General features: G+C 63.4%; 11 protein-coding genes and 1 pseudogene. 2 read left to right on the top strand and 10 right to left on the bottom strand.

The features are described from left to right. The 9 genes and pseudogenes from PJE01S_RS25440 to badH all read right to left on the bottom strand — a co-directional run. Positions 1-141: pseudogene (locus PJE01S_RS25440) on the bottom strand (electron transfer flavoprotein subunit beta/FixA family protein); the annotation flags it as partial. Positions 142-161: 20 nt separating this feature from the next. Beyond that, a complete protein-coding gene (locus PJE01S_RS23570) occupies positions 162-1346 on the bottom strand; it encodes an acyl-CoA dehydrogenase (protein WP_068836159.1) in 1185 nt (394 codons plus the stop codon). A 48-nt stretch (positions 1347-1394) separates the two neighbouring features. Further along, complete coding sequence (locus PJE01S_RS23565; RefSeq protein WP_068836158.1) at positions 1395-2555, bottom strand: acyl-CoA dehydrogenase family protein; 1161 nt, start codon at positions 2553-2555, stop codon at positions 1395-1397. 36 nt (positions 2556-2591) lie between these two features. Further along, positions 2592-3368 (bottom strand): enoyl-CoA hydratase, encoded by a 777-nt coding sequence (locus PJE01S_RS23560; RefSeq protein WP_068836157.1) that lies wholly within the window; start codon positions 3366-3368, stop codon positions 2592-2594. Positions 3369-3431: 63 nt separating this feature from the next. Then, on the bottom strand, positions 3432-3620 hold the full coding sequence (locus PJE01S_RS23555) for a hypothetical protein (protein WP_068836156.1): 189 nt from the start codon (positions 3618-3620) through the stop codon (positions 3432-3434). A 58-nt stretch (positions 3621-3678) separates the two neighbouring features. Continuing rightward, positions 3679-5322, bottom strand: coding sequence for a cyclohexanecarboxylate-CoA ligase (gene aliA, locus PJE01S_RS23550; protein WP_068836155.1), 1644 nt, complete (start codon positions 5320-5322; stop codon positions 3679-3681). A 34-nt stretch (positions 5323-5356) separates the two neighbouring features. Then, positions 5357-6508, bottom strand: a complete 1152-nt coding sequence (gene aliB / locus PJE01S_RS23545; protein WP_068836154.1) for a cyclohexanecarboxyl-CoA dehydrogenase — start codon at positions 6506-6508, stop codon at positions 5357-5359. Between the two features lie 31 nt (positions 6509-6539). Further along, positions 6540-7322, bottom strand: a complete 783-nt coding sequence (gene badI / locus PJE01S_RS23540; protein WP_068836153.1) for a 2-ketocyclohexanecarboxyl-CoA hydrolase — start codon at positions 7320-7322, stop codon at positions 6540-6542. 55 nt (positions 7323-7377) lie between these two features. Then, positions 7378-8145: a 2-hydroxycyclohexanecarboxyl-CoA dehydrogenase gene (gene badH, locus PJE01S_RS23535; protein ID WP_068836152.1), complete on the bottom strand. Its 768-nt coding sequence runs from the start codon at positions 8143-8145 to the stop codon at positions 7378-7380. Positions 8146-8271: 126 nt separating this feature from the next. Here badH and PJE01S_RS23530 point away from each other — a divergent pair, with 126 nt between their 5' ends. Then, a complete protein-coding gene (locus tag PJE01S_RS23530; RefSeq protein ID WP_068836151.1) occupies positions 8272-8781 on the top strand; it encodes a MarR family winged helix-turn-helix transcriptional regulator in 510 nt (169 codons plus the stop codon). A gap of 77 nt (positions 8782-8858) precedes the next feature. On the opposite strand, the gene PJE01S_RS23525 is transcribed toward PJE01S_RS23530, so the two are convergent. After that, entirely contained in the window at positions 8859-10220 is a 1362-nt protein-coding gene (locus tag PJE01S_RS23525; protein WP_068836150.1) for a pyridoxal phosphate-dependent decarboxylase family protein, read from the bottom strand. 509 nt (positions 10221-10729) lie between these two features. Between PJE01S_RS23525 and PJE01S_RS24885 the strand changes: the two genes are divergently transcribed. Next, positions 10730-10918, top strand: a complete 189-nt coding sequence (locus tag PJE01S_RS24885; RefSeq protein ID WP_245660957.1) for a GYD domain-containing protein — start codon at positions 10730-10732, stop codon at positions 10916-10918. The last annotated feature ends 472 nt before the right edge of the window (positions 10919-11390 follow it).

Below are 11390 nucleotides of genomic sequence, written 5' to 3'. Positions count from 1 at the left end.
CACGGCCTCTTCGACGGCGATCTCGTCAAAGGGGTTCATGCTCATCTTGACGTTGGCGATGTCGACGCCGGTGCCGTCCGATTTGACGCGGACCTTGACGTTGAAGTCGACTACACGTTTGACGGGGACGAGGATTTTCATGACAGAGGCTCCCAGAATGATCAGAAAGCGGCGATGCCGGTGATCGCACGACCGAGAATGAGGGCATGCACGTCATGCGTTCCCTCGTAGGTGTTGACCACCTCCAGGTTGACCAGGTGGCGGGCCACGCCGAACTCGTCGCTGATGCCGTTGCCACCCAGCATGTCGCGGGCGGTGCGGGCAATTTCCAGCGCCTTGCCGCAGCTGTTGCGTTTCATGATGGAGGTGACTTCCACGGCAGCCATGCCTTCATCCTTCATGCGGCCCAACCGCAGGCAGCCCTGCAGGCCGAGCGAGATGTCTGTCATCATGTCGGCGAGTTTTTTCTGGATCAGCTGGTTGGCGGCCAGTGGCTTGCCGAACTGCTTGCGGTCCAGCACATACTGGCGCGCACGCTCAAAGCAGTCCTCGGCAGCACCCAGGGCACCCCAGGCAATGCCGTAGCGCGCCGAGTTCAGGCAGGTAAACGGGCCTTTGAGCCCGCGCACATCGGGAAAGGCGTTTTCCTCGGGGCAAAACACCTCCTCCATCACGATCTCGCCGGTGATGCTGGCACGCAGCCCGACCTTGCCGTGAACGGCCGGTGCCGACAGGCCTTTCCAGCCTTTCTCCAGAACGAAGCCACGGATGGCGCCCTCATCGTCCTTGGCCCACACAACGAAAACATCGGCGATCGGGCTGTTGGTGATCCACATCTTGTTGCCCGTCAGGCTGTAGCCGCCCGGCACCTTGCGGGCGCGGGTGATCATGCTGCCCGGGTCGGAGCCGTGGTCCGGTTCGGTCAGGCCAAAGCAGCCTATGAATTCACCGGTAGCCAGTTTGGGCAGGTATTTCTGCTTTTGTGCTTCGGTCCCGAATGCATTGATGGGCACCATCACCAGCGAAGACTGCACGCTCATCATGGAGCGGTAGCCCGAGTCGATGCGTTCCACCTCGCGCGCCACCAGGCCGTAGCAGACATAGTTCATGCCCGCGCCGCCATAGGCTTCGGGAATGGTGGAACCCAGCAGGCCGAGTTCCCCCATTTCGCGAAAGATCGCCGGGTCGGTTTGCTGATTCCGGAACGCGTCAAGCACGCGGGGCGCGAGACGATCCCGGGCGTAGGCGCGGGCCGCGTCAACCACCTGACGTTCGTCATCGGTGAGCTGGCTGGCGAGCAGCATGGGGTCATTCCATTGAAAGCGGGTATGCAGGGCTTGGTTCATGATGATCGGGTGTGAGGGTGAATAAAAAAACAGGAGGGCTCGCCAGGATCAGTCGCGCCGCATCAATTCGCGGCCGATGATGATTTGCTGGATTTGCGTCGTGCCTTCATACAGGCGCAGCAGGCGCACATCGCGGTAAAAGCGCTCGACCTTGTACTCGTTGATATAGCCGGCGCCGCCGTGAATCTGCACGCCGCGGTCGGCGACGCGGCCGACCATCTCGGTGCAGAACATCTTGGCGCAGGAGGCGCGCATGATGACATCGGGATCACTCGCGCCGGCCGGTTTGGCGTCATAACGCAGTGCACAGTCCTGCACCATGGACCAGCCCGCATACAGCTCGGCCTGGCAGTCGGCCAGCATGGCCTGGATCAGCTGGAATTCGCCAATCGCCTTGCCGAACTGCCTGCGCTCTTTCGCATAGGCGACCGATTCCTCCAGGATGCGCTGGGCCATGCCGCAGGCCACGGCCGAGATATGCAGCCGGCCCCGCTCCAGCACCTTCATGGCGGTCTTGAAACCCTGGCCGGGCACGCCGCCTATGATGTTGGCGGCTGGAACGCGCACGTTCTCCAGGATCACGTCGCAGGTCTTGGTGCCGCGCTGGCCCATCTTCCTGTCCGTCTTGCCCAGCGTGATGCCGGGCAGGTTCGAGGGCACGATAAATGACGAAATGCCGCCCGCGCCCGGCCCACCGGTGCGCGCCATCAGCGTGAAGGCGCCGGCGCGCGGTGCGTTGGTAATAAAGCGCTTGGTGCCGTTGAGCACATACACATCACCGTGGAGTTCGGCCCGCATCTTGAGCGCGGCCGCATCCGAGCCGGCATCCGGCTCGGTCAACGCGAATGACATGATCAGCTCGCCGCTGGCGACGCGCGGCAGGATGCCCTGCTTTTGCTCGGGCGTGCCGTCCATCAGGATGCCCTGCGAGCCAATGCCCACGTTGGTGCCGAAGACCGAGCGGAACGCCAGCGACGTCCGGCCCAGCTCGAAGGCCACCTGGCATTCCTGGCTCATCGACAGGCCAATGCCGCCGTATTCCTCGGGAATCGACAGGCCAAACAGGCCCATGGCCTTCATGTCTTCCACGATGTCGGCCGGCACATCGTCGGTTTCTTCCAGGATGTTTTCGGCGGGTACCAGCCGCTCCTTGACGAAGCGCTGGACGGCGGCGAGCAGAAGTTCAAAAGATTCAATATCAAGGGACATGGTGGCTGATGAGGGGTGTGAAGGGTGGAGGGTGAATCAACGGTGTTCGAACACCGGTGTTCGTTTGGAAAGAAAAGCTTTCATGCCTTCATGGGCGTCTTCGCTGGCAAAGCGCGCGTGCAGCTGGCGCCGCTCGAACCCGATGCCTTCGGACAGCGAGGATTCCCAGCTGCGGTTCACCGACTCCTTGATCGCCATCAGGGCGGGCAGGGAATAGCCGGCGATCTTCCCGGCCAGGGCCAGGGTCTCGTCCAGCAGCCGCTCGTGCGGCACCACGCGTGAAATCAGGCCGTAGCGGTCGGCCTCGAGCGCGTCCAGCATGCGGGCCGACAGGCACATGTCCATGGCTTTGGCCTTGCCGATGGCGCGCGGCAGGCGCTGGGTGCCGCCGGCGCCCGGCACCATGGCCAGCTTGATCTCGGGCAGGGCAAATTTGGCGGACTCGGCGGCAATGATGATGTCGCAGGCCAGGGCCAGTTCGCAGCCGCCGCCCATGGCAAAGCCGGCCACGGCCGCAATCACCGGCTTGCGCACCCGGCGTATGGTTTCCCAGTTGCGGGTGATGAAGTCGCTCTGGTACACATCCATGTAGCGCCAGTCGGCCATGGCCGCGATGTCCGCGCCGGCGGCAAAGGCCTTGGTGCTGCCCGTGATGACGATGGCGCCTATGGCTTCGTCGCTGTCGAATCGCAACAGGGCGTCGCCCAGCGCATCCATGAGCGCATCGTTCAGGGCGTTCAGCTGCTGGGGCCGGTTGAGCGTGATCACGCCCACCCGGCCACGGGTGTCCACAAGGACTGGTTGTTCTTTCATCACACGCCTTTGCAGTTGAAAATGCTATTAAATAAATAGCTGGTAGCGCCCGATATATATGGGCTAGAGGTCAATTTGACCGTCGATCGTGCCGCCGGGCGCGAAACCCACCACGATCCTGATCGGTTTGGCCGGCCAGGCCGGCGCCTGGGCCAGGGCCAGGGCCGCACCGGCAATGCCGAGCGTGCAGAAGGTGGCTGCGGCCGCCTGGATCAGGCGGCGGCGCAGCAGGCGCTTGGGGGAAGTGAACATGGTTTGTCTCCTGGATGTTGTAGTTGGGGCGGGATAAGGAATGGCAAATCGGCGCGAATCAGGCCTTGTCTTCGCGAAGCATGTCGCGCAGCTTGAACTTCTGGATCTTTCCGGACGGCGTGGAGGGCATCGCGTCACGCACGATGAGCCGTTCGGGGATGTATTGCACGGCAACCTTCTGCGATTTCAGGAAATCGACCAGGGTCGGCAGGTCGATGCTCTGGCCCGGTTTGGGCACGACCACGGCACAGGCCCGTTCGCCGAGCCGCTCGTCGGGATAGGCCACGATGGCGGCCATGGCGATGGCCGGGTGACGGTACAGCAAGGCCTCGATTTCGACCACCGGAACGTTCTCGCCACCGCGGATGATCACGTCCTTGCTGCGCCCGGTGATGCGTATGTAGCCTTGCGCATCAATGCTCGCGAGGTCACCCGTATCGAACCAGCCGTCTGCATCGGTGCTATTCAATTGCTGGCGTTTCAGATAGCCGCCAAAGTTGGAACACGAACGCACCAGCAGCTTGCCCGCCTGACCCGCAGGGAGCGTGGCGCCGTCGACGTCCACCGCCTTGAGCTCCACGCCCGGCAGCGGGTAGCCGTCGGTCGTGAAGGCGCGCTCGTCATCGTCGTCAAGGTCGATCAAGGTGACCGCGCCGTTCTCGGTCATGCCCCAGGCCGACACAATTTTGGTTCCCAGCACGCGGCGCGCCTGTTCCACGAGCGGACCGGGGATGGGCGCGCCCGCGCACAGGAAGGTGCGCAGGGTCGGGATAGTCTTGCCGGACTCGGCCACATTTTTGGACAGATCGGTCAGGAATGGCGTGGACGCCATGGTGAAGGTGGCGCCTTCGGCACGGATCAGCTTGATCGCCTTGAGGGGCTCCCAGATATCGAGCAGCACCGCACTGGCGCGCAGCATGATGGGCATCATCAAGCCATACATAAAGCCGGTCTGGTGCGCCATGGGCGAAGCCATGAGCACCACGTCGTCGGCACCAAGCCGCAGGCGCCCGGCGTAGGGAATGATGTTGGCCATGGTGGTATTGGCCGTGTGCATCACGCCCTTGGGCTCGCCGGTAGTGCCCGAGGTGTAGATGAGCTGTGTGACGTCGTCGGGGCCGGGACGGTGGCGCGCCAGGATGTCGCGGGCATCGGCATCGTTCTCCCAGGCCGGTCCACTCAGCATGGCCTCGAAACTGTTGGCGCTCGCGCCGCCGACTACCACGATGTGCTGCAGCTCAGGCAAGCTGGGCTGCAGGGCCGTGACCATCTGCTCGAAGTCAAAACCGCGGAACAGCTTCGGCACGATCAGGACTTTCGCCTCGCCGTGCTTGAGCATGAAGGACAGCTCCCGCTCCCGGAAAATGTGCATCAGCGGGTTCATCACCGCGCCGATGCGCGAGCACGCCAGGTAGGTGATGGTGAACTGCCACCAGTTGGGCAGCTGGCAGGCCACCACGTCGTTGCGGCCCACGCCCAGGCGCGTCAAACCCACGGCCACGCGGTCGGCCATGGCCGCGAGCTCACGGTAGGTGAATCGCGTGGTGACCTCACTTTCAGCCTGCACGGCGGTCAGCGCCAGCTTGTCGGGACAAGCGGCCACGCAGGCGTCCAGATCGTCGTTGATGGTCCGGTCGTGCCAGAGGCCCTGGGCCACGCTTTGCGCCCGGCGGGGCGCGATGAGGACGGCGTCGAATTCCATGGTCTTGTCTCCTTGTACTTTTTGCTTTGTGTGCTCAGGCCGGAACCGCGGCGCGCCCCGCGCGAGTGCGTGCGATGATGGTTTTCATGATCTGGGCCGTGCCGTCGCCGATCTGGAAGCCGAGCACGTCGCGCAGCCGCTGCTCCATGACGCCGCGGTCGTAGCCGCCATGGCCGAACATCAGCAGGCACTGGTGGATCACGTCGTAGGCGAGCTTGGGCCCCCACCATTTGCACATGGCGGCCTCGGCGCTGTGCGGCGCGCCCTTGTCCTTGAGCCACAGGGTCTGCAGGCACAGCAGGCGTGCTGCCTCGACCTGGGTGTCGAAGTCCGCCAGCGGATGCGACACGCCCTGGAACGCCGACAGCGGCTTGCCGAAGGCTTCGCGCTGCGCGACGTATTCCCAGGTCTCTTCCAGCGCCACGCGGGCCACGGCGAGTACCTGCAGGCCGATCAGTGCGCGCGAAAAATCGAAGCCCTGCATCACCTGCACAAAGCCCTTGTTCTCCTCGCCAAGCCGGTGGTTCACCGGCACGCGCACGTTCTCAAAGAAGATAGAGCCGCGGCCGATGGCGCGCTGGCCGTGGCAGTCAAACCGGTTCGTGGTGACCCCGGGCAGATCCATCGGCACCAGCAGGGCCGTCACGCCGTGCGCCGCAGATTCAACCGAGCCGGTGCGGCCGAACACGACCGCCGCGTCGGCCTGGTCGGCCGCCGAAATGGACGTCTTCTCGCCGTTGATGACATATTCTTCGCCGACGCGCTCAACGCGCAGCCGCAGGTTGCCGGCGTCCGAGCCGCCGCGCGGCTCGGTCAGCGCAATGGCGAACAGCGCCTCGCCCTGCGTGAGTTTGCTCAGCCAGGGCTTGACCACTTCGGGCTGGCCGTGCTGCGACAGAATCTGGCCGTTGAGCGAGGCCAGCAGGTTGATGTAGGAGATGCTGAGGTCGGCGCGCGCGATTTCTTCATGAATCACGCCAGCGGCCAGGCAACCCATGCCCTGGCCGCCATGGGCCTCGGGCAGCTCCGGCGCGATGAACCCCATTTCGCCCATTTCGCGCATGAGCGTTCGGTCGAGTACGCGCGTCTTGTCCCGCTCCAGAAAGCCGGGCGCGACCCGCCCGGTGGCAAAGCGGCGGGCGTGTTCGGCCAGTGTCGCAAGGTCTTCGTCAATATAGGGGTTCATCTCGTGTCTCCTTATGTCTGTGGGCTCTGCGTTACTTCACGTACTTGCGGAATTCGGGCTTGCGCTTTTCCTTCAGCGCATTGACGCCTTCACGCGATTCTTCGGTGTCGTAATAGAGCTTGAGCGCGTACATGCCCAGGCCGGCAATGCCGCTCTGGTGGGCGGTGTCCGCGTTGAAGCTGCGTTTGGCAATGGCCAGCGCCGTGGGGCTGCGCTCGCACATCTCTTCGCCCCACTTTTGCACTTCGGCGTCCAGCTGCTCGTGGGGTACGCAGACATTGGCCAGGCCCATGGCCACGGCTTCCTGACCGCTGTAGCGACGGTTCAGGTACCAGATCTCGCGCGCCTTCTTCTCGCCCACCACGCGGGCCAGGAAGGCGGTGCCGTAGCCGGGATCGACCGAGCCCATCTTGGGGCCGACCTGGCCGAACTGGGCCTTGTCGGAGCAGATCGTCAGGTCGCAAATCGTGCACAGCACATTGCCGCCACCAATGGCAAAACCCTGCACGCGGGCAATCACCGGTTTGGGCACGTCGCGGATGGCGGTGTGCAGCTCTTCCATCGGCAGGCCTATGGTGCCGCGCCCGTCGTAGTTGCCGTTGTGGGCGGACTGGTCGCCCCCCGTGCAAAAAGCCCGGTCGCCGGCACCGGCCAGCACGATGGCGCCAACGCTTTTGTCATAGCCCGCCTTGTTCAGCGCCTTGATGATTTCGTCGCAGGTCTGGCCGCGGAAGGAGTTCATTTTCTCCGGCCGGTTGATGGTGATCCAGGCCACGCCGTTGCGTACTTCGTAAAGAATGTCTTCGAATGTCATGGTGATTTCCTGTGGGGGTTTGTGGGATGGGAAGGCTGTGTTGATGAACCGGGGCTCAGCCGTTCATGGTCAGGCCGCCTGAAACGCTGATGACCTGGCCGGTGATGAAGCCGGCGTCGTCGCTCGCGAAAAATGCAATGGCGCCGGCCAGGTCCTCAGGCTGGCCGATGCGGCCGAGCGGAATGGCTTTGGCAAAGGCTTCGAGCAGCTTTTCCGGGCTGGGCGCACCCTCGGCCACGCCGGCCAGCAGCGCCGTGTCGGTGGGGCCTGGGCATACCACGTTCACGGTGATGCCGTGGCGGGCATGCTCGCGGGCGATGGTCTTGGAGAAGGCCACCAGGCCACCCTTGCAGGCGGCATAGACCGCTTCGCCCGACGAGCCGACACGGGCCGCGTCGGAAGCGATGTTGATGATGCGGCCGCTCTTGCGGGCGACCATGCCCGGCAGCACGGCGTGATGCATGTGCAGCGCGCCAACCAGGTTGATGGAGATCAGTTTGTCCCACTCGGCCGGCACGGTCTTGGTGAAGGGCTTGAACACATCCCAGCCGGCGTTGTTGATCAGCACATCAATGGGGCCCAGTTGGGCTTCGGCAGCCGCCACGGCGGCGTCCACATCGATGCGGTCGGTGATGTCGCACTTGTACGCCGCCGCGGTGCCGCCAGCCGACTGGATGTCGGCCGCCACGCGCTGGGCCGCCTCCAGGTTCATGTCGAACACGGCGACTTTTGCGCCCTCAAGGGCGAGCCGGCGGCACGTCGCGCCGCCGATGCCGCCGCCGCCGCCAGTCACGATTACGGTCTTGTTTTCCAATTTCTTCATGCATCTCTCCATCAGTCGTTGAGGTTGGTATGCTTGCGGCATTACTCGCAAGATTTAGGACAATGTATTGTCATATATTAGGCGAACTTGTTTTTTGCAGCAAGCGTTTATTTCTTCAGGATTTCTATGGTTTACCCTAATGAAACTAGCAATTCAGCCCGCATCGAACTGGCCAACAGGTTGTTTTTTCGCTTGTATCAATGTGCAAACATGTTGCATAAAACCGGGACACGCGCGGTGGAGGCCGAAGGCCTGACCACGCAGCAGTGGGCGGTGCTGGGAGCCCTGTCCAGGCCAGAAGCTGAAGGCGGCATGAGCGTCGGTGATCTGGCCCGCTACCTGATGGTGAGCCGCCAGAATCTGTCAGGCCTGATCAGCCGGATGGAGCGGGATGGGCATATTTGCAGTGCCCCCGATGGACGCGACCGTCGTTCGCGGCTGGTCACCATGACGGAGTCAGGCCGGGAGGTATGGCTGGTGCAGGCGCAGCCAAAGATTCACGACTATTACGAACAGGCACTGGCGGGCTTTTCGACCAACGACATCACCCATTCGCTGCACTACCTGCTCAAGCTGCTGGACAACATGAAGCGCCTGGATTGCGATGAGGGACAGGATCCGCCGGATGCGGCCTGATCACGGGCGGGCTTGCGGGTTTCAATCGCTGGCTTGAACCAATAGTGTCCGGTTAAAAGTTGAGCAAATTCAACTGGTCATGCAGAAGCACCACATCGCGCAGCGATTCTCAGCATCGCCGCAAGACTGAGTTCAACATCGTCGTCAGTCGTGGCCCAGGAGCACACGCTGATGCGCATGGCGGTCTGCCCCTGCCATTCGGTCACGCCGCACCAGCAAGTGCCCTCTGCCTGCAGTTCGGTGATCACGCGGCGCGTTATTGCCGCGTCTCCGAAGCTCACGAGAACCTGATTGAGCACGACATCGTTGAGGATGGAATACCCGGCACTCTCCAGTCCCCGGGCGAAGCGGCGCGCATGCTTGCAGCAGCGCTCTATCATCTGCGCGACGCCGCTGCGGCCGAGCGAACTCAGTGCCGACCACACGTCAACCCCCCGGGCGCGACGCGACAACTCCGGGGTGAAGTCCGAAGCCACGCGCCGAGGCCCCGGAGGCGACAGATACGCCGCGGTAACCGACATCGCCGCGCGTAGGGCTTCGCCGTCGCGTACGAACGCTAGTCCGCTGTCATATGGAACGTTCAGCCACTTGTGGGCGTCTGTCGCCCATGAGTCGGCGCGGTCTATCCCGTCGCAGAGGTGACGCAGCGTCGGCGCGGCCAAGGCCCACAGACCGAATGCGCCGTCGACATGAACCCAGGCGCCGACGGCCTGCGCGCGCTCGCACAGCACCGCGAAGGGATCGAAGGCCCCTGTGTTTATGTTGCCGGCCTGCAAGCACAAAATGGTTGGGCCGGCGAGCGGCGGCAGAAACTCGGGACGGATGCGTCCTTGAGCGTCGGTGCCCATCCTGATGACGCGGCTCCGGCCGAGTCCAAGCACGCCGAGTGCCTTGATCACGGTCGGGTGAGCTTCGGCACTCACTATGACAGTGATCGGCGGAGCGCCGAACAGTCCGTCGGCTTCCACGTCCCAGCCAGCACGTTTGAGGACGGCGTGACGCGCCGCGGCGAGTCCACAGAGATTGGCCTGGGTCGCCCCTGTCACGAACGCGCCGGCAGCATGACGCGGCAGGTCGAGAATCTCGAGCAGCCATCGCAATGCGGTGTGCTCGAACGCCGCAACACCCGGCGCGGGTCCGTGACCGCCGGCGTTTTGGTCCCACGCGGTTGCCAGCCAGTTGGCGGCCACGGTCACCGGCAGGGCGCCACCGATGACGAAACCAAAGAAGCGCCCCCCGGCCATGGCAGAGGTGGCGGGTGAACCGAGCTCGTCGAGCCGGCGCAGAATGGCGTCCGGAGCCTGCGGATGCTCAGGCAGCGGTTCGTCGAGTGATTGCAGGCGGGCGATCGCTTCTGGCAGGGGAGCCACTGCTCGTGAGGGCAGCGCATCGAGATACCGGGATGCGCGCTTCGCGGCGTCGTCGAGAAGAGAGCTCATGGTGAATCTCCTTGTTGCGAAGGCATCCCCAGACGCTGGTTCGCCCGAAAAATCGACTCCATGGAACGGCCCACGCGCGACGGTCGCACGCTCGCGAATAATTCTACGCTTCGCTCAAATCACAGACCTGTTCTTCTTCCCAACGGCTTTTGATCTGCAGGCCGTGCAAAGCGCGAGCAAACTTCATCCCAAGAAGAGTAAGCGGGCAGTGCCTCCTCCAACTAGAGGAGACCTTTTTTAACCAGTGCGGCCCAAAAATGCGTGGTTCCATTTAAGCGTCGCTACGAGGAGGCCCGCCACACAGGGCTCGGATTCAACGGCCATGACGATGAGGCTCGGGCCATCGAACAAAGGCCTTGCGACTTTGATGTTTCCCTGGTGCCGTCGTATATTGCCTTGCGCAGGATTCCGGATCTGAGGCTGAGGCCATGGCGGCGTTCCTAGACGCTTCGGCAGTGCTTCAGCGACCGCCTGTTTATCACCCAGCCTGCACAGCAAGGAGAACAGCCATGCTTGCCTACATCACATTGGTGGATTTCACCGACCAGGGTGCTCGCAGCATCAAAGACTCACCGCCACGTTTCGAGGCTTTCAAGGCATTGGCCGAGGGCGCGGGCGTCACGGTGAAGAGTGCTCACTGGAGACGATGGGTGCCTACGACCTTGTCGTGGTTTCGGAAGGCTCCGAAGACGCCCTGATGGCCTCGAACTTGAAGACGGCCAGCTTGGGCCAGTATGCCGACACTTGCACCGCAGTCTTGGGTGTCCGGTATGGAGCAAGCAGATCAGATAGTTGTATGTCGGCAGTCAGTCTTCTGTTGACGGCCGAGAAAAAAATCCCGATTGGCAGCTGGCACTAAACGGCATCGAATTACCGGTCACAGGCTCCATCGTGCCCAGAGCCGCCGTCGAGCGCTTTGGATTTGACCGCCAAACCCAGGCATTCATGTCTCAGTCGTGGTGGAGCCGGGACTGCATGTTCAACGCCGAACCGATCCCTGGCCCTGGCCGCGCACGCCAGGGCCGGAAAGTCGCATTGCGGCGCTGCAGCAGCAGGGCGGTGTAGCCTATGGTCATGGATTCCCTGATTACCGCCTCCGCGCGCGCGCTTGCCGCCGGCGACGCGCTCGGCGCCCTCAAGCGGGTCGCCCTGCGCGACGACCCGCCGGCG

Source organism: Polaromonas jejuensis NBRC 106434 (assembly GCF_001598235.1).
Lineage (GTDB): Bacteria > Pseudomonadota > Gammaproteobacteria > Burkholderiales > Burkholderiaceae_C > Polaromonas > Polaromonas jejuensis.
The sequence above is the reverse complement of the archived record's forward strand: the minus strand, read 5'-3'. Positions and strand labels throughout refer to the sequence as shown.

Excerpts from the sequence above, each read along its gene's own strand:
- badI (WP_068836153.1), bottom strand. The coding sequence starts at position 7,322 with ATGACATTCGAAGACATTCTTTACGAAGTACGCAACGGCGTGGCCTGG.
- PJE01S_RS23555 (WP_068836156.1), bottom strand. The coding sequence starts at position 3,620 with ATGTTCACTTCCCCCAAGCGCCTGCTGCGCCGCCGCCTGATCCAGGCG.
- PJE01S_RS23525 (WP_068836150.1), bottom strand. The coding sequence starts at position 10,220 with ATGAGCTCTCTTCTCGACGACGCCGCGAAGCGCGCATCCCGGTATCTC.
- badH (WP_068836152.1), bottom strand. The coding sequence starts at position 8,145 with ATGAAGAAATTGGAAAACAAGACCGTAATCGTGACTGGCGGCGGCGGC.
- PJE01S_RS23565 (WP_068836158.1), bottom strand. The coding sequence starts at position 2,555 with ATGTCCCTTGATATTGAATCTTTTGAACTTCTGCTCGCCGCCGTCCAG.
- aliA (WP_068836155.1), bottom strand. The coding sequence starts at position 5,322 with ATGGAATTCGACGCCGTCCTCATCGCGCCCCGCCGGGCGCAAAGCGTG.
- PJE01S_RS24885 (WP_245660957.1), top strand. The coding sequence starts at position 10,730 with ATGCTTGCCTACATCACATTGGTGGATTTCACCGACCAGGGTGCTCGC.
- aliB (WP_068836154.1), bottom strand. The coding sequence starts at position 6,508 with ATGAACCCCTATATTGACGAAGACCTTGCGACACTGGCCGAACACGCC.
- PJE01S_RS23570 (WP_068836159.1), bottom strand. The coding sequence starts at position 1,346 with ATGAACCAAGCCCTGCATACCCGCTTTCAATGGAATGACCCCATGCTG.
- PJE01S_RS23560 (WP_068836157.1), bottom strand. The coding sequence starts at position 3,368 with ATGAAAGAACAACCAGTCCTTGTGGACACCCGTGGCCGGGTGGGCGTG.
- PJE01S_RS23530 (WP_068836151.1), top strand. The coding sequence starts at position 8,272 with ATGGTTTACCCTAATGAAACTAGCAATTCAGCCCGCATCGAACTGGCC.